We start from the raw sequence: 17,939 nt of genomic DNA on the forward strand, positions 1-17,939 counted from the left end.
GCTGACCCGCCCTTTTGCTGCCGGTCAGCGGGGAGCTGTCTCATTGATCGACATCCCGGCACTCACGAGCACAGTGCCGCTCAGAACGGTACATCCCCCAGAATCGTCGCTCGGTGCATGACTCGACGCTGTGGCCGGTAATCGTCCACCGCGTAATGCTGGGTCACGCGGTTGTCCCACATGGCGACGTCGTTTTCCTGCCAGCGCCAGCGGATGGTGAACTCGGGTCGTGTCGCATGGGCGAACAGCAATTTCAGAATCGCCTCACTTTCCGCAGGCTCCAGTTCGTTGATCCGCGTGGTGAAGCCGTCGTTGATGAACAGCGCTTTGCGCCCGCTGACCGGGTGCGTGCGGATCACCGGGTGTGACAACGGCGGGTTCTTGCGTCGGGTTTCTTCCCAGCGCGCCAGATCTTCAGCGGTCGTGCCGAAGCGTTCCAGCGGGAAGGATCGGGTGAAGTCGTGAGTGGCGGTCAACCCGTCGAGCAATGTTTGCAGCGGTCCGGACAAAGCTTCGAACGCCGCGATGCCGCTGGCCCACAACGTATCGCCTCCGTAAGCCGGCAACTGCTTGGCACTGAGCACCGCCCCCAGAGCGGGTGTCGGCAGGAAGGTCACGTCGGTGTGCCAGATGGCGTTATCGCGCACGTCAGTCAGCGCGGTGTCGATTACCATGATTTCGGGTTGCTCGGACACATTCGGATAGATCGGGTGCACGTGCAGATCACCGAATTGCGTCGCGAAACGCGCCTGTTGCTGTGGTGTGATGGGCTGGTCGCGGAAGAACAGCACCTGATGCGCGAGCAGCGCCTGCTCGATGGCATCGCGTTGCTCGGCAGTCAGGTCTCGGCTCAGGTCGACGCCGCTGATCTGCGCGCCCAAGGCTGAGCTGAGAGGGGTGATGTGAAGGCTCATGCGGGTTCTCACGATAGGCGCCGAAGTGTCGGCGTAGTCAGTGTCGTTCTGTCATTCAAGCGTTCGGGCATTCAAGGGTTCAGTGATTCTGGCCGTGCCACGGCACCAGCTTGCGTTGCAGGGCGCGCAGGCCCATTTCCAGCGCAAAGGCGATGAACGCGATCACCAGAATCCCCAGCACCACGACATCGGTCACCAGAAACTGCGCGGCCGACTGCACCATGAAACCCAGCCCGCTGGTGGCGGCGATCAGCTCTGCGGCGACCAGCGTCGACCAACCCACGCCCAGCCCGATGCGCACGCCGGTGAGGATATCCGGCAAGGCGCTTGGCAAGATCACATGTCGAATCAACTGCCAGCGGCTGGCGCCCAGGGATTGCGCAGCCCGCAGCTTGGCGCTGTCCGCCGTGCGCACGCCGGTGGCTGTGGCGATGGCGATGGGGGCGAAGATCGCCAGATAAATCAGCAGCACCTTGGAGAATTCCCCGATGCCGCACCAGATCACGATCAAGGGCAGGTAAGCCAGCGGCGGAATAGGGCGATAGAACTCGATCAGCGGGTCGAAGATGCCTTGAGCGATACGGTTATGGCCGATGGCAATGCCGACCGGAATTGCGGTCAGCACCGCGAATACCAGACCCAGGCCGATGCGCTGCAGACTCGCACCCAAGTGCTGCCAGAGCGTGGACTCCATGTAGCCCTTGGTCATCAGCAGCCAGGCTTTTTCCAGCACGGCCGAAGGCGGCGGCAGAAACAGTGGTTCTACCCATTCGAACGCAGTGACGAGCCACCAGGCGCCCAATAGCACGATCAGCGTCAGGACGCTGATGGCGCGGGTGCTCAGGTACAGACGCGGTGCTGCGTTTCTGCCGGGAGATGGCGTATGGGCGAGGGCTTCAGTCACCGGTGACGCTTGGTATTTGCTCATGCCCGCTGCTCCTGAATGGCCTGACGTTGTGAAAACACTCGCGCCAGTACGTGTTCGCGGGTTTCGATGAAACGAGGGTCGGATTTGATTGCTCGTGCCGATTCGCCTGTGCTGTAGCGTTGACCGAAATCGAGTTTGAGATGTTCGACGATCTGCCCCGGATTGGGCGCCAGCAGAATCAGGTCCGTGGCGAGGAATACGGCTTCTTCGATGTCGTGGGTAATCAGGAACACCGGCTTGGCGCTGCGCTTCCAGACCTGCAACAGCAGTTCCTGCATTTGCTCGCGGGTGAAGGCGTCCAGCGCACCGAAAGGTTCGTCCATCAGCAGCACGCGCGGGTCCGCGGCCAGTGCCCGAGCCAGGCCCACGCGTTGTTTCTGCCCGCCCGAGAGCTGCCAGATGCGTCGTTTTTCGAAGCCCGCCAGATCGACCAGTGCCAGCATTTCCCGAGCCTTGACTTCACGTTGCGCGCGAGGGGCGCCCGCCAGTTCCAGGCCGAAAGCCACGTTGGCGAGCACGTCCTGCCACGGTAACAAGGCATCGTCCTGAAACACCACGCCGCGTTCAGCGCTTGGGCCTTTAACTGGCACGTTGTCCAGCGTGATGCGGCCGGCGCTGGGCTCGACGAAGCCTGCAATCAGGTTCAACAGCGAAGTCTTGCCGCTGCCGGACGGGCCGAGGGCGACCAGCAACTGTTGCGGGCCGAGGCTCAGAGAAATATCCGACAGCACCGGCTCGGCCGCACCGGGATACTGTGCGCAGATGCGCTCCAGCTGTAACAAGGCCATGGCGATGACTCCGCTTCTTAATAGGTCTGCATTTTTTAAGGCGCCGCGGTGTTTACTGGGTTACAAACTTTGCGCTGACATATGGCGTGTAGTCCGCCAGCACCGCATCAACCTTGCCTTGCTCTTTCAGGAACGCGGCGGTCTTGCCGATGGCTTCGGTAGTCGGTGCGCCCAACTCTTTTGCCTGGTCAGCGGCCAGCGGATACACGTTGCCTTCCAGGAGACCCGGAATATCGCTCGCTTTGGCGCCGGACAGCTTCACCAGCTTGTCGACGTTGCTAGCGTTGGCAATCCACGCAGCCGGGTCTTTGCGGTAGTCGGCGTAGGCATCGAGGGTTGTCTTGGCGAAGGCTTTGACGATTTCAGGATGTTTGTCGGCAAAGTCCTTGCGCACGATCCAGGCATCGAAGGTCGGGGCGCCAATTTTGGCCAGTTCGCCGGAAGTGATCAGCACTTTGCCGGTTTCCTTGGCGACACCCAATGCCGGATCCCAGACGTAGGTGGCGTCAATGTCACCACGCTTCCAGGCGGCGGCGATTGCCGGTGGGGCAAGGTTGAGGATGGTTACTTTGGCCGGATCGATGTTCCAGTGTTTCAGCGCTGCCAGCAGGCTGTAATGCCCGGTGGACACGAAAGGCACCGCGATCTTCTTCCCGACCAGATCCTGCGGGCTGTTGATGCCAGCGCCATTGCGGGCGACCAGAGCTTCAGCGGCGCCGATCTGCGTGGCAATCAGGAAAGTCTCCACTGGCACCTTGCGGGTGGCCGCAGCCGTCAGCGGGCTTGAGCCCAGGTAGCCGATCTGCACGTCGCCGGAAGCGATGGCCGTGATCACATCGGCGCCGTTATCGAATTTGCGCCAGGAGATTTTCGATCCGGTTGCTTTTTCATACGCGCCATCGGCCTGAGCGACTTTCGCCGGATCCACGGTGGTCTGGTATGCAACGGTGAATTCCGCAGCCTGGGCGAGCAGGGCGGAACCGGCCAGCGACAGGGCCGCCAACAGGCGAAAGGGTTTGAGCAGTTTCATGGTGAGGCTCCGGATCAAGGCAGACCGAGGGACTGAATGAGGCGAAGCGTAAATGATCTAAGAAATGGCAAATAAATAACCTTTTGGCATGAGCTTAGAGTGGAATGCTCCCGGGCGAGGCGACCGCGACCTCAATAAGCCGTAAAAATGCGGAAACAAAATGACCGTTCATCGAAATGTCACATTTTGTAAATACGATCGGCACGCTCACCGGAGGGAAGCTTGCGCCTTCAAGAGCGCGCATGTTGAGCGTAACCGCTGCTCTTGGAGTATGTGGTTGGCGAGAGGTGCAACAGTTGAGCGATCTTTGCCAGTTGACTGACGAGTGCCGCCCACATTCGGCGGAAAAGCAGACAGATAGCAGGGTGACAACGGTAACAATAGTGTCTACGCGTTTATCGATCCTTTAATATTCAAAGGCTTATGTTTGTAAATCTCACCTCGTTTCACAGGCCGACCATGACCGGTCGGTCGAGTTCCGGTCGTACGATGGGGCAAAACTAATCGATCTGACGAACGGAGTAGAAATATTTTTTGGGAATTACGCAAAGACGCCGATACACTCCGCAACGGACGGCTGAAACGGCTTGTGACATATAACTGCTTGGCATAAAAGCAGGCTCATAAAGTCTTTTTAGGTTTAAAGGAATTCCCTTACCTTGCAGCCAGCTGTTAACGCGGTCTAGTCAATTAGTCATAGGGCCATTGACTCGCCGAGTCAGGTCCAGCGCTAATCGCGCATCCGCGGTCTTGAGCCTTCGATCTCAGAACCAAGGAACTACAAAAATTAGATTCAAGAGGAGCGAAACACAATGAAGAAGTCCACCCTGGCCTTGGCCGTATCTTTTGGCGTAATGGCCACTCAGGCGGGTGCTGCTGGTTTCCTGGAAGACAGCAAGGCGACCATCAGTTCCCGTACCATGTATTTTGAAAACGACACTCGTACAGGTACTCGTGCTGCTGATCAGCGCGAAACTGCCGAAGGTCTGCTGTTTAACTTCATCTCGGGTTATACCCCTGGCACCGTAGGCTTCGGTCTGGACGTGCAAGGCATTTACGGTATTCACCTGGGTGGCGGCATTGATCACCACACCGCCTCTACTTCGAACACCTTCTTCCCGACTGATTCCGACGGTTCGTCCGTGGACAGCTGGTCGCGTCTGGGCGCCAACGCCAAGGCCAAGATCTCCAAGACTGAAGTCAAGGTCGGTAACGCGCTGCAGCCTAACCTGCCAATCCTGGTTGCGAACGACGGTCGTTTGCTGCCACAGACTTTCCAGGGTGCGACTCTTCAGTCCAAAGACATCGACAACTTCACCTTCAACGCAGGTAAGTTGACTCAAGCCGCAAGCCGGGCTTCCAGCAACTATGCCGGTCTGGCAACTGCTGGCGGTACGAAAGGCTCCAACAGCTTTACCTTCGCCGGTGTAGACTGGAAAGCTACCAAGGACTTGACCTTGCAGGCTTACCACTCGGAGCTGGAAGACTACTACAAGCAGAACTTCTTCGGTCTGGTACACATCCTGCCGATCGCTGACGACCAGTCGTTCAAGACTGACCTGCGCTACTTCGACAGCGACTCCGACGGCAAGAACGGCGACGCGAGCCACCGTTTCAACAACAACGGCGGCTATGCCAAGCACGCTGGCGAAGTCGACAACAAAACCTGGTCGGCGATGTTCACTTACACCCTCGGCGGCCACTCTCTGATGCTCGGCCATCAGGACGTGAGCAACGACGGCGGTATGGTCTGGATCAGCAACGGTAACGTAGCGGACGGTCGCGGACGTGGCGATGGTGAAGGCGGTTCGAGCTTCTACCTGTTCACTGACTCGATGATCAACCAGTTCGCCCGTGCCGGTGAGACCACCAACTTCGGTCAATACTCGTACGACTTCGCACGCCTGGGTGTGCCTGGCCTGAAAGCAGCCTTCGCGTACCTCAAAGGGACCAACATCAAGTCCACATCCGGTGCTTCGGTTGGCGACAGTTCCGAGTGGGAACGCGATATGCGTATCGACTACGTATTCCAGGATGGTCCTCTGAAAGGCTTCGGCGCTACTCTGCGTCGCGCCAACTACCGTGGTGATTTCAAAGGCACCACGGCTCAGAACACGCCAATTCTGGACCAAGACCAGACTCGTCTGATCTTCAACTACACCTACGCTTTCAAATAAGCACTGGCTGGTTGAAAAGAGCCCCGCTTAGGCGGGGCTTTTTTATGCTCTAAATAAAGGAGGATGAGATATTTTTATAGCTGAAAGCGCGCTTGCCATTGCTTTTCGGTCTTTCAGTTTTAAACTTTTCGCAGGCACAGTGTCCCAATAACACACACACCAAAGGAGCTGACTGTATGAGCCTCAAACTTGGCGACATCGCCCCCGACTTCGAACAGGAATCCAGTGAAGGCCGCATCAAGTTTCATGATTGGTTGGGAGATAAATGGGGCGTTCTGTTTTCCCACCCGGCCGACTTCACTCCTGTGTGCACCACCGAGCTTGGCTTTACGGCAAAGCTCAAGGACGAGTTCGAAAAGCGCAACGTGAAGGCTATCGCCTTGTCGGTGGATTCCGCCGAGTCCCACGTCAAATGGATTCATGACATCAACTCGACCCAGAACACGACCGTCAACTTCCCGATTCTGGCTGACGCTGATCGCAAGGTGTCGGACCTGTATGACCTGATTCATCCAAACGCCAGCGAGACGCTGACCGTGCGCTCTTTGTTCGTGATCGACCCGAACAAGAAAGTGCGCCTGACCATTACCTATCCCGCCAGCACCGGTCGCAACTTCCACGAGATTCTGCGGGTCATCGATTCGCTGCAATTGACCGACAGCCACAAGGTCGCGACGCCAGCCAACTGGAAAGACGGTGATGACGTAGTGATCGTGCCGTCGATCAAGGATGAAGAAGAGATCAAGCAACGCTTTCCGAAGGGCTACACGGCCGTTACGCCTTACCTGCGATTGACCCCGCAGCCTAATCGCTGAAAGCACTGTTTCAACCACGACATTCGGGCCGATTTATCGGCCCCTTTTTTTGGATTACTCGGACGTGGTGATTCAGGTGCGACGCCGTACCTGTGGGGGTGAGCTTGCTCACGAACAGGGCGATAAATCCACAACAGTTCGGCGCCTGAAAGTCAGTCTTCGTGAGCAAGTCACTCTCACAGGGGGCCGTGTTTGCTGCGCGATAAGGCGAAGTCTGGCCGACGAGAAACCTCCGACAATGGACCGAGCGGCGAGCAAAATCTTTGTTATTCAATTTGGTGCTAACCAAATGAATAAATATGATTTTAGTGAATAACAAACCCCTGTTAAGGTCTCTCCGTCCTGGCGAGATCGCCGGCACAGAATCCCATCACACCTCGCTGGTCCGTCATCGGACGAGCAGGTGCCACCTGTATAGCTACAAGCAAAGGAGCGTGCCATGCGCACTGTCATTTTGCGTCGAGGCCTGGTCGCTCTGTTTGCTGCGGCGGTGTCTTTCGGCGCAAGTTTTTCAAAAGAGGCTCTAGCTCAAGCCGATACCTTGCGCATCGGTTATCAGAAGTACGGCACGTTGGTCCTGCTTAAGGCCAAGGGCTCGCTGGAAAAAAAGCTCGCCGAACAAGGTGTTCAAGTGCAATGGACCGAATTCCCCGGTGGCCCTCAACTGCTTGAAGGCTTGAACGTGGGTTCGATCGATTTCGGCGTGACCGGCGAAACACCTCCTGTGTTCGCCCAGGCGGCTGGCGCCGACCTGCTCTACGTCGCATCCGAGCCGCCAGCGCCGACCAGTGAAGCGCTATTGGTCCCCAAGGATTCGCCGATCACCTCGGTGAAGGACCTCAAGGGCAAGAAAGTCGCCCTGAATAAGGGCTCCAACGTCCACTATCTGCTCGTGCGAGCGCTGGAAGAAGCTGGCCTCAAATATAGCGACATTCAGACCGTTTACCTGCCGCCGGCCGATGCTCGTGCGGCGTTCGAACGTGGTGCCGTGGATGCCTGGGCGATCTGGGACCCGTACCAGGCCGCCGCCGAACAACAGTTGCAGGCGCGAACCCTGCGTGACGGCAAAGGCATCGTCGACAACAACCAGTTCTATCTGGCAACCAAGCCCTACGCACAGCAGCATCCGAAGGTGATTCAGACCCTGGTCGAAGAAGTGCGCGCGGTGGGTGAATGGTCCAAGGCCAACCCGGATGAAGTGACCAAACAGGTTGCGCCGCTGCTGGGGCTGCCGGAAGACATCACCAAAATCTCGGTTAAGCGTCAGGGTTACGGTGCGCAGTTCATTACTGCCGAAACCATCGCGGCCCAACAGAAAATTGCCGACACTTTCTATCAGCTCAAGTTGATCCCTAAACCGCTCAGCATCGCCGATGTGATCTGGACGCCACCTGCTGCTGTCGCGAAAGCGCAGTAAGCCTCGGCATTTAAGAGGAGACAACTCCATGAGCGTGGAAAAAATCACTCACAGACTGGCGCCCTGGATGCTACCGGTCTTGTTATTGGCGATCTGGCAACTGGCGGTCAGCGCCGGTTGGCTGTCCACTCGAATCCTGCCTGCGCCGAGCGCGGTCATCGAAGCGGGTGTGACGCTGGTGCGCAGTGGCGAAATCTGGACCCACCTGGCCATCAGCGGTTGGCGTGCAGGGATCGGTTTCGCCATCGGCGGCAGTATCGGCCTGGCGCTGGGCTTCATCACCGGCTTGTCGAAGTGGGGCGAACGGCTGCTCGACAGCTCGGTGCAAATGATCCGAAACGTGCCGCACCTGGCACTGATCCCTCTGGTGATCCTGTGGTTCGGGATCGACGAGAGCGCCAAGATTTTCCTGGTGGCGCTGGGCACGTTGTTCCCGATTTACCTGAACACCTACCACGGTATTCGCAACATCGATCCGGCCTTGGTGGAAATGTCGCGCAGCTATGGCCTGTCGGGCTTCTCGCTGTTCCGTCATGTGATTCTGCCGGGCGCGATGCCGTCGATCCTGGTTGGTGTGCGCTTCGCCCTGGGCTTCATGTGGCTGACGCTGATCGTGGCCGAGACCATTTCGGCCAGCTCCGGCATCGGTTATCTGGCGATGAACGCCCGTGAATTCCTGCAGACCGATGTGGTGGTGCTGGCGATCGTTCTGTACGCCGTACTCGGTAAGTTGGCGGACCTCGCGGCGCGCGGTCTGGAACGGGTCTGCCTGCGTTGGCACCCGGCGTATCAAGTGGCTAAAGGTGGCACGCAATGAGCAATCTCCAACAACCGGCAAACCTGTTGCGCGGGATTCCGCTTCAAGTCCGCAAGCTGAAGAAAACCTTCGGCTCGCGGGAAGTGTTGAAAGATATCGATCTGCACATCCCGGCGGGGCAATTCGTCGCCGTGGTCGGTCGCAGTGGCTGTGGCAAAAGTACGTTGCTGCGCCTATTGGCGGGGCTGGACAAACCTACCAGCGGTCAATTGCTGGCGGGCAATGCATCGCTGGCCGACGCCCGCGAAGACACCCGCTTGATGTTTCAGGAAGCACGTTTGCTGCCGTGGAAGCGCATCATCGACAACGTCGGCCTGGGCCTTAGCGGCGACTGGCGCGGCAAGGCCCTTGAAGCGCTGGAAGCCGTAGGTCTGGCCGAGCGCGCCAATGAGTGGCCGGCAGCATTGTCGGGCGGTCAGAAACAACGTGTGGCGCTGGCTCGGGCCCTGATTCACCAGCCGCGTCTGTTGCTGCTCGATGAGCCGCTGGGCGCACTGGATGCCTTGACCCGTATCGAGATGCAACAGCTGATCGAAAACCTGTGGCAGAAGCACGGCTTCACGGTGCTGCTGGTGACCCACGACGTCAGTGAGGCCGTAGCCATTGCCGACCGTGTGTTGCTGATTGAAGAAGGTCGCATCGGTCTGGATCTGCAGGTCGAGCTCCCCCGGCCGCGCGCTCGCGGCTCGTACCGACTGGCGGCATTGGAAACCGAAGTGCTTAACCGCGTGCTGTCGATTCCTGGCAGCCCGCCCGAACCCGAACCGACTTCACCGCTGCCCACGCAACTGCGTTGGGCCAACTAAATCCAGGTGCAATGTTGCACTCGGATCTGATCTCACAAAGGAAGCCATACCATGACTATCAAAGCCATTAACGTGCGTAACCAGTTCAAAGGCACCATCAAGGAAATCGTGACCGGTGACGTGCTGTCCGAAATCGACGTACAGACCGCTTCGGGCATCGTCACCTCCGTCATCACCACCCGCTCGGTCAAAGAGCTGGAGCTGGTTGTCGGCAGCGAAGTGATCGCCTTCGTGAAATCCACCGAAGTGTCGATCGCCAAGTTGTAATCGATGCGCTGTGAACGACCTCGAAGGGTGCGAGCCCTTCGGGGTTTTTATTGCTTGGGATTTGGTGACGACCGAACGGGAAGACGGCATGGATCGCATTCCTCTGTGGGAGTGAGCTTGCTCACGAATGCTGATTTACAGCCGCTGAACATAGGGTGGATGTGCCGACTTCTTCGTGAGCAGGCTCACTCCCACAGTGTGCAGAGTGAATCTGAGCCTACGCGGCGTTACTGAACCGCGACGCGCTTGGGCAAAAAAGGCGGCAGATACAGCCCCAGATACGCGTCGAACACGCGTTGGCCTTCTTCGGCCATGCGCGGGGTGATGGTGTCATGCAGTTGCACGGAGCGGGCGTAGACGCGGTCGGCGAGTTCCAGGGCCAGGGCAAAGACTTCGACGTCATCCGGCAGCGCGGGGAGTGGGAAGTGCCTGGCGAACAGCTCATGCATCAGGTTGCCCAGTTCGACATCGTGCTGGCGGTCGGCCTGGGTGACTTCGGTCAGGCCGTGCTGCGCGAGGATGAGCTGTCGGGCGGCGGCGTCTTCGCTGTAGATGTTGAGCATGCGCGTTTCGACCAGCCGTGACAGGTCATGCCAGTGGTTGAGCTGTTCGTGGTCAATGGGCTGGTGCAGGCTTTCGCGAAAGGCGGCGTGAACATCTGCGGTCAACGCTTCGAGCAGGGCCGGGACGCTGGCGAAGAAGTGGTAGACGGAGGAGGGTGGAATCTCTGCGCGCTCGGCCACGCTGTAGATCGACAGACTCGCCACGCCATCTGTAGCAAGAAGCGTGCGGGCAGCATCGAGGATCGAATCGATCCGGGCCTGGCTGCGCGCGCGGGGTTTTCGGGGTGTGGCGGGGCGGGTCATTGCGTGCTCTCTTGATCGGGGCCGGATGCATTCTAACAGTGGTGCTCGGCAGAATGCCTTCGTGAGCAAGCTCGCTCGCACAGTGGATAGTGCGTGTGCCGCAGATCTACGCTTGCCTCTACCGCCAGACTCTTGCGGGCCGCATTGATCTCTCGGCCAGTGAAATCCTGTGGGGAGTGAGCGTGCTCGCGAAGCCGCCTGCCCTGACGCCACAATCGTCAGAGCCCCTGTCTAAAATAAAAAACGCCCCCAACCGCATGGGATGGGGGCGTTCTTTTTATTTCACACAACCGTCAAACAGTGTGCAGATACCAGTTGTACTCAAGGTCGGAGATGGAGTGCTCGAACTCCTCCAGCTCACTTTCCTTGCATGCAACGAAGATATCGATGTACTTCGGATCGATGTACCTGGCCATGACTTCGCTGTCGTCCAGCTCGCGTAAGGCATCGCGCAGGTTGTTCGGCAGGCTCTGCTCGTGCTGTTCGTAAGAGTTGCCGGAGACCGGCGCCCCCGGCTCGACCTTGTTGGTCAGGCCGTGGTGAATGCCGGCCAGCACCGAGGCCATCAGCAGATACGGGTTGGCATCGGCGCCGGCGACCCGGTGTTCGATACGCACGGCGTCGGCGGTGCCGGTTGGCACGCGAACCGCGACCGTGCGGTTATCCAGCCCCCAGGTGGGCGAGTTGGGCACGTAAAACTGAGCACCGAACCGGCGATACGAGTTGACGTTCGGGCAAAGGAACGCCATCTGTGCCGGTAGGGTCTCGAGCACACCGCCGATCGCATGACGTAATGCGGCGTTCTGCTCGGGATCCTCACTGGTGAAGATGTTTTTGCCATCGCGATCAAGGATCGAGATGTGGACGTGAAGACCATTACCCGCCTGGCCTGGATACGGCTTGGCCATGAAGGTGGTGTCCATCTCATGGTCGTAGGCGATGTTCTTGATCAGTCGCTTGAGCAGCACTGCGTAATCGCAAGCTTTCAGTGCATCGGCGGTGTGGTGCAGGTTCACTTCGAACTGCGCCGGGGCGCTTTCCTTGACGATCGCGTCGGCAGGGATGCCTTGCTCTTTCGCACCTTCCAGAATGTCCTGGAGGCAGTCGACGTACTCGTCGAGGTCGTCGATCAGGTAGACCTGTGTCGAGTGCGGGCGTTTGCCGGAAATCGGCGAGCGCGGCGGTTGTGGACGACCGTTCACGTTCTCCTGATCGATCAGGTAGAACTCCAGCTCGAACGCCGCGCAGATGGTCAGGCCCATTTCATCGAACTTGGCCACGACCTGGCGCAGCACTTCACGTGGATCGGCGAAAAACGGCTCGCCTTCCAGTTCGTGCATGGTCATCAAGAGTTGTGCGGTAGGACGCTTCTGCCAAGGCTCATTGCAGAGAGTGTCGGGGATTGGATAACAGATTCGGTCTGCGTCACCGATGTCCAGACCCAGGCCGGTGCTTTCCACCGTCGAGCCATTGATATCCAGTGCGAAAAGAGAAGCTGGGAGGTTGATGCCTTTTTCGTAAACCTTATGGAGGCTGGTGCGTTCGATGCGCTTGCCGCGCACCACTCCATTCATATCTGCAATCAGAAGGTCAACGTATAGAACCTCAGGATGTTCCTTAAGGAACGCGTTCGCTTCGTTGAGCTGAACGGCACGCGGGGGTACCGACATGATGCAACACCTTTGTTGTTGAAAATATCAATCATCGAGCATTACGGGGTTCAGTCAATCCGAAAGCCCTGATGAAGTCAAGAGAGCCCCGTTTTGCCCTAAAACGGCGCCCTGAAGCCAATTTTGCCGCACTTTAGGGCGGTTTCTCGCCACTGGAGACGTCAAATACTGCGATCTTGAGCGGGGCGTATTTTATTTTTTACGGGGTTGTTGTGTAAAAAAATGAACAAGGCTAAGCTCGGTCGCAACCCATAACAGCAATAACACCGGGGGTCACATGTTTCGCCTTCCGCTGATCGGCGTCACCGCCTGCACTCAGCAAATCGGCTCGCATGCCTATCACGTCAGTGGTGACAAATACGTCCGCGCAGTCGCTGTTGCTGCCCAGGGCCTGCCGCTGATTCTGCCGTCTCTGGCAGAGCTCATCGATCCCGCCGATGTTCTTTCGGTGGTCGACGGATTGCTCTTCACCGGTTCTCCGTCCAATGTGGAACCCTATCACTATAGTGGTCCAGCCAGCGCGCCGGGCACTGCTCACGATCCTGAACGCGACCGCACCACCTTACCTCTTATTCGTGCCGCTGTGGCCGCCGGAGTGCCGGTGTTGGGGATTTGTCGCGGTTTTCAGGAGATGAACGTGGCCTTTGGCGGCAGTCTGCATCAGAAGGTTCACGAGACGGGAACCTTCATGGACCATCGTGAGCCAGATAACGAACCCGTTGAAATTCAATATGCTCCGAGCCATCCCCTGCGCATTGCGCCGGGCGGAATTCTGGCCGGGCTGGGAATGCCAGAAGAAATTCGTGTCAATTCAATTCACGGGCAGGGAATCGAGCGTCTGGCGCCTGGTTTGCGCGTGGAGGCCACTGCCCCGGATGGCTTGATCGAAGCGATCTCCGTTCCCCCGGGCGCGCCTTTTGCTTCAGCCGACGTATTCGCATTGGGCGTTCAGTGGCATCCGGAGTGGCAAGTCATGCACAACCCCGACTATCTTTCAATTCTTCAGGCATTTGGCGATGCCTGTCGAAAACGGGCAACACAACGCGACGCGCGAGCGTCCAAAAGCGCCTGACGATCACGATGGTCGTCAGAGTAATGAACCCCTGAGGTATTTATGAGTACCAACCTCGACCAGCTCACCGATTGGTTGAAAGAACACAGGATTACCGAAGTCGAGTGCATGATCTCCGACCTGACCGGTATCACGCGGGGCAAGATTTCTCCGACCAACAAGTTCATTGCTGAAAAAGGCATGCGCTTGCCGGAAAGCGTATTGCTCCAGACCGTGACCGGGGATTACGTCGAAGACGACATTTATTACGAGTTGCTGGACCCCGCAGACATCGACATGTTCTGCCGTCCTGACCAGAACGCGGTGTACCTGGTCCCCTGGGCAATCGAGCCCACTGCGCAGGTGATTCACGACACCTACGACAAGCAGGGCAACCCTATCGAGCTGTCGCCGCGCAACGTGCTCAAGAAAGTCCTCAAGCTCTACGCCGATCAAGGCTGGCAGCCCATCGTGGCGCCGGAGATGGAGTTCTACCTGACCAAGCGCAGCGACGACCCCGACTATCCTTTGCAGCCGCCGATTGGCCGTTCGGGTCGTCCGGAAACCGGTCGCCAGTCCTTTTCCATTGAAGCGGCGAACGAATTCGACCCGCTGTTCGAAGACGTCTACGACTGGTGCGAACTGCAGAACCTGGACCTGGACACGCTGATTCACGAAGACGGCACGGCGCAGATGGAAATCAACTTCCGTCACGGCGATGCCCTTTCGCTGGCCGACCAGATTCTGGTGTTCAAACGCACCATGCGCGAAGCGGCGCTCAAGCACGACGTGGCCGCAACTTTCATGGCCAAGCCCATGACCGGCGAGCCTGGCAGCGCCATGCACCTGCACCAGAGCATCATCGACATCGAGACCGGCAGGAACATCTTCTCCAATGAAGACGGGACCATGAGCCAACTGTTCCTGCAGCACATCGGTGGTCTGCAAAAGCTCATCCCCGAGCTGTTGCCGCTGTTCGCGCCTAACGTCAACTCGTTCCGCCGCTTCCTGCCTGACACCTCGGCCCCGGTAAACGTGGAGTGGGGCGAGGAAAACCGCACTGTCGGGCTGCGCGTGCCCGAGGCGACGCCGCAGAACCGTCGTGTGGAAAACCGTCTGCCCGGCGCCGACGCCAACCCGTATCTGGCGATCGCCGCGAGCCTGTTGTGCGGGTTCATCGGCATGGTCGAAGGTCTTAACCCAAGTGCGCCGGTCGTGGGTCGCGGTTATGAACGCCGCAACCTGCGCCTGCCGTTGACCATTGAAGACGCGCTGGAGCGGATGGAAAACAGCAAGACGGTCGAGAAATACCTCGGTAAGACGTTTGTGACCGGCTACGTCGCAGTCAAGCGCGCCGAGCACGAAAACTTCAAGCGTGTGATCAGCTCGTGGGAACGGGAATTCCTGCTCTTCGCGGTCTGAAGACTTTTGGCGTCACTTGGCTTTCCAGGCCAGAGACGCCGACACGCGTTATCCAGTCAATGGAGTGATTCATGAGTTCCAACAATCCGCAAACCCGCGAATGGCAAGCCCTCAGCAGCGATCATCACCTGGCGCCGTTCAGCGACTTCAAACAGCTTAAAGAGAAAGGCCCGCGCATCATCACCCATGCCAAGGGCGTTTATCTGTGGGACAGCGAAGGCAACAAGATCCTCGACGGCATGGCTGGCCTGTGGTGCGTAGCCGTCGGTTACGGCCGTGACGAACTGGCCGACGCCGCCAGCAAACAGATGCGCGAGCTGCCTTATTACAACCTGTTCTTCCAGACCGCTCACCCGCCTGCGCTGCAACTGGCCAAAGCCATCTCAGAGATTGCGCCTGAAGGCATGAACCACGTGTTCTTCACCGGTTCCGGCTCGGAAGGCAACGACACGGTGCTGCGCCTGGTCCGCCACTATTGGGCGATCAAGGGCAAGCCGAGCAAGAAAGTCATCATCAGCCGCATGAACGGCTATCACGGCTCCACCGTCGCTGGCGCGAGCCTGGGCGGAATGACCTATATGCATGAGCAGGGCGACTTGCCGATTCCGGGCATCGTTCACATTGCGCAGCCTTACTGGTTCGGTGAAGGTGGCGACATGACCCCCGACGAGTTCGGCGTCTGGGCGGCCGAACAGTTGGAAAAGAAGATTCTGGAACTGGGTGTAGACAACGTCGGCGCCTTCATCGCCGAGCCGATTCAGGGCGCGGGCGGCGTGATCGTTCCGCCGGACACCTACTGGTCGAAGATCAAGGAAATCCTCGCCAGGTACGACATCCTCTTCGTGGCCGACGAGGTGATTTGTGGCTTCGGTCGTACCGGTGAGTGGTTCGGTAGCGATTTCTATGGCCTCAAGCCCGATCTGATGACCATCGCCAAGGGCCTGACCTCGGGTTACATCCCCATGGGCGGCGTGATTGTGCGTGACGAAGTGGTCAAGGTGCTCAACGAGGGTGGTGACTTCAACCACGGTTTCACCTACTCCGGTCACCCCGTGGCTGCGGCGGTGGGTCTGGAAAATATTCGGATTCTGCGCGAAGAAAAGATTGTCGAGCAGGTGAAATCGGAAACGGCACCATATTTGCAAAAGCGTTTGCGTGAGTTGAACGATCATCCGCTGGTGGGTGAGGTTCGGGGTGTCGGCATGCTCGGCGCCATTGAGCTTGTGAAAGACAAAGCCACTCGCGAACGTTATGTCGATCGAGGTGTGGGCATGATCTGCCGGACTTTCTGCTTCAATAACGGACTCATCATGCGAGCGGTGGGTGACACGATGATCATTTCGCCGCCCCTGGTAATCAGCTTTGCCGAGATCGATGAGTTGGTGGAAAAAGCGCGCAAATGCCTGGATCTGACCCTTGAGGCACTACAGAACTGAAGAGGGATATAGAAGCGCGCTTGGCCAGACCATGCGCGCTTCTACAGGGATCGGTGTGTTGTTGGCGTGCAGATGAAATCTTTGAAAGTTATGCAACATGGCAGGCCGCTCAGCTTGTAAGCCCGCCCAGGAAATTGCCAGACTAACGGCTGTTTTAGTCGTCGCTAACATAAAAAACATTGGAGCTGTACGCATGAAGAAATTTGGCAAAACCCTCCTCGCCCTGTCCCTGATGGGCGCAGTGGCCGCAGCTGCACACGCGGATGACAAAGTTCTGCACGTCTACAACTGGTCCGATTACATCGCGCCAAACACCATTGCCGATTTCGAGAAGGAGTCGGGCATCAAAGTGGTGTACGACGTCTTCGACAGCAATGAGACACTGGAAGCCAAATTGCTGGCAGGCAAGTCGGGTTACGACATCGTCGTACCGTCGAACAACTTCCTGGCCAAACAGATCAAAGCCGGTGTTTATCAGGAGCTGGACAAGTCCAAGCTGCCTAATTACAAAAACCTCGATCCTGCGCTGCTGAAGGCGGTGTCGATCAGCGACCCGGACAACAAACACGCCTTCCCTTACATGTGGGGCTCGATCGGTATTGGCTTCAACCCGGACAAGGTCAAGGCTGCGCTGGGTGCCGATGCGCCGACCAACTCCTGGGATCTGCTGTTCAAGCCAGAGAATGCGGCCAAGCTGAAAAGTTGTGGGATCAGCTTCCTCGATTCGCCGACCGAAATGCTGCCAGTAGCGCTGCATTATCTGGGCCTGCCTACCGACAGCCAAAAGAAAGAAGACATCAAGAAAGCTCAGGATCTGTTCCTGAAGGTTCGCCCGTCCGTGGCTTACTTCCACTCGTCCAAGTACATCTCGGACCTGGCCAACGGCAATATCTGCGTAGCCGTGGGCTATTCGGGTGACGTGTATCAGGCCAAGGCGCGTGCTGAAGAAGCGGGTGGCAAGGTCAAGATCAGCTACAACATTCCGAAAGAAGGCGCTGGCAGCTTCTACGACATGGTCGCCATCCCTAAAGATGCCGAAAACGTCGAGGGCGCCTACAAGTTCATGAACTTCATCCTGCAACCGAAAGTGATGGCTGAAATCACCAACTCCGTTCACTTCCCGAACGGTAACAAGGCTGCAACCGAGTTCGTCGACAAGGAGATCACTTCTGATCCGGGCGTGTATCCGCCAGCGGACGTGCTGTCGAAGTTGTACGCAATTGCCGACTTGCCTGCAGCGACCCAGCGCGAAATGACACGCGCCTGGACCAACATCAAATCGGGCAAATAAGCCTTGTCGATGCGTGCCGTCAATGACGGCACGTGCACCTCAATTGTTTATGGCTGAAAACTCGTTGGTGATCAGTGAATGGGAGTACCTTGCTCACGAAGGCGGACTTTCAAACTCCTATTTGCGCCGACTGGACTGACCTCGTCGTGAGCAAGCTCACTCCCACTGGCAAACCGCATTCTCTGGGCGATCGAGGCAAGAAATAAAAAGTTTTTTGCGAGCAGCGTTGATCGAAGGTAAGTTG

16 protein-coding genes are annotated in these 17,939 nt (G+C 57.9%); 10 read left to right on the plus strand and 6 right to left on the minus strand.

Annotation, left to right across the window (positions count from 1 at the left end; translation table 11 throughout):
* Window positions 1–80: 80 nt before the first annotated feature.
* The 4 genes from tauD to tauA all read right to left on the minus strand — a co-directional run bounded on the left by tauD (window position 81) and on the right by tauA (window position 3,660).
* Window positions 81–914 carry a taurine dioxygenase gene (gene tauD, locus CE491_RS22125; RefSeq protein WP_110950475.1) on the minus strand — a complete coding sequence of 278 codons (834 nt, stop codon included), beginning with the start codon at window positions 912–914 and terminating at the stop codon, window positions 81–83.
* Between the two features lie 79 nt (window positions 915–993).
* Window positions 994–1,842, minus strand: a complete 849-nt coding sequence (gene tauC / locus CE491_RS22130; RefSeq protein ID WP_110950476.1) for a taurine ABC transporter permease TauC — start codon at window positions 1,840–1,842, stop codon at window positions 994–996.
* A complete protein-coding gene (tauB, locus tag CE491_RS22135; RefSeq protein ID WP_110950477.1) occupies window positions 1,839–2,630 on the minus strand; it encodes a taurine ABC transporter ATP-binding subunit in 792 nt (263 codons plus the stop codon). Before tauB ends, tauC begins: the two co-directional genes overlap by 4 nt.
* A 52-nt stretch (window positions 2,631–2,682) precedes the next feature.
* Window positions 2,683–3,660: a taurine ABC transporter substrate-binding protein gene (tauA, locus tag CE491_RS22140; protein WP_110950478.1), complete on the minus strand. Its 978-nt coding sequence runs from the start codon at window positions 3,658–3,660 to the stop codon at window positions 2,683–2,685.
* An 812-nt stretch (window positions 3,661–4,472) separates the two neighbouring features.
* Here tauA and CE491_RS22145 point away from each other — a divergent pair.
* From CE491_RS22145 to CE491_RS22170, 6 genes are all read left to right on the plus strand, one after another.
* On the plus strand, window positions 4,473–5,837 hold the full coding sequence (locus CE491_RS22145; RefSeq protein WP_110950479.1) for an OprD family outer membrane porin: 1,365 nt from the start codon (window positions 4,473–4,475) through the stop codon (window positions 5,835–5,837).
* Between the two features lie 176 nt (window positions 5,838–6,013).
* Complete coding sequence (locus CE491_RS22150; protein WP_110950480.1) at window positions 6,014–6,652, plus strand: peroxiredoxin; 639 nt, start codon at window positions 6,014–6,016, stop codon at window positions 6,650–6,652.
* Window positions 6,653–7,091: 439 nt separating this feature from the next.
* Window positions 7,092–8,069, plus strand: a complete 978-nt coding sequence (locus CE491_RS22155) for a sulfonate ABC transporter substrate-binding protein (protein WP_110950481.1) — start codon at window positions 7,092–7,094, stop codon at window positions 8,067–8,069.
* A 28-nt stretch (window positions 8,070–8,097) separates the two neighbouring features.
* Window positions 8,098–8,886 carry an aliphatic sulfonate ABC transporter permease SsuC gene (ssuC, locus tag CE491_RS22160; protein ID WP_110950482.1) on the plus strand — a complete coding sequence of 263 codons (789 nt, stop codon included), beginning with the start codon at window positions 8,098–8,100 and terminating at the stop codon, window positions 8,884–8,886.
* Complete coding sequence (gene ssuB, locus CE491_RS22165; RefSeq protein WP_110950483.1) at window positions 8,883–9,692, plus strand: aliphatic sulfonates ABC transporter ATP-binding protein; 810 nt, start codon at window positions 8,883–8,885, stop codon at window positions 9,690–9,692. Before ssuC ends, ssuB begins: the two co-directional genes overlap by 4 nt.
* A 51-nt stretch (window positions 9,693–9,743) precedes the next feature.
* Window positions 9,744–9,959, plus strand: a complete 216-nt coding sequence (locus tag CE491_RS22170) for a TOBE domain-containing protein (protein WP_062379390.1) — start codon at window positions 9,744–9,746, stop codon at window positions 9,957–9,959.
* 227 nt (window positions 9,960–10,186) lie between these two features.
* On the opposite strand, the gene CE491_RS22175 is transcribed toward CE491_RS22170, so the two are convergent.
* Together CE491_RS22175 and CE491_RS22180 are read right to left on the minus strand one after the other, a co-directional pair.
* The gene (locus tag CE491_RS22175; protein ID WP_110950484.1) at window positions 10,187–10,825 is read right to left on the minus strand and encodes a TetR/AcrR family transcriptional regulator; all 639 of its coding nucleotides are present in this window, start codon (window positions 10,823–10,825) and stop codon (window positions 10,187–10,189) included.
* A 293-nt stretch (window positions 10,826–11,118) separates the two neighbouring features.
* A complete protein-coding gene (locus CE491_RS22180) occupies window positions 11,119–12,495 on the minus strand; it encodes a glutamine synthetase family protein (RefSeq protein ID WP_110950485.1) in 1,377 nt (458 codons plus the stop codon).
* 277 nt (window positions 12,496–12,772) lie between these two features.
* Between CE491_RS22180 and CE491_RS22185 the strand changes: the two genes are divergently transcribed.
* The 4 genes from CE491_RS22185 to CE491_RS22200 all read left to right on the plus strand — a co-directional run bounded on the left by CE491_RS22185 (window position 12,773) and on the right by CE491_RS22200 (window position 17,695).
* Window positions 12,773–13,567 carry a gamma-glutamyl-gamma-aminobutyrate hydrolase family protein gene (locus CE491_RS22185; protein WP_110950486.1) on the plus strand — a complete coding sequence of 265 codons (795 nt, stop codon included), beginning with the start codon at window positions 12,773–12,775 and terminating at the stop codon, window positions 13,565–13,567.
* Between the two features lie 42 nt (window positions 13,568–13,609).
* Entirely contained in the window at window positions 13,610–14,968 is a 1,359-nt protein-coding gene (locus CE491_RS22190) for a glutamine synthetase family protein (protein WP_110950487.1), read from the plus strand.
* A 71-nt stretch (window positions 14,969–15,039) separates the two neighbouring features.
* Entirely contained in the window at window positions 15,040–16,404 is a 1,365-nt protein-coding gene (locus tag CE491_RS22195; RefSeq protein ID WP_110950488.1) for an aspartate aminotransferase family protein, read from the plus strand.
* 193 nt (window positions 16,405–16,597) lie between these two features.
* Complete coding sequence (locus CE491_RS22200; RefSeq protein WP_110950489.1) at window positions 16,598–17,695, plus strand: polyamine ABC transporter substrate-binding protein; 1,098 nt, start codon at window positions 16,598–16,600, stop codon at window positions 17,693–17,695.
* Window positions 17,696–17,939 lie beyond the last annotated feature (244 nt).

The organism is Pseudomonas bohemica (genome assembly GCF_002934685.1).
GTDB classification, from domain to species: Bacteria; Pseudomonadota; Gammaproteobacteria; order Pseudomonadales; family Pseudomonadaceae; genus Aquipseudomonas; species Aquipseudomonas bohemica.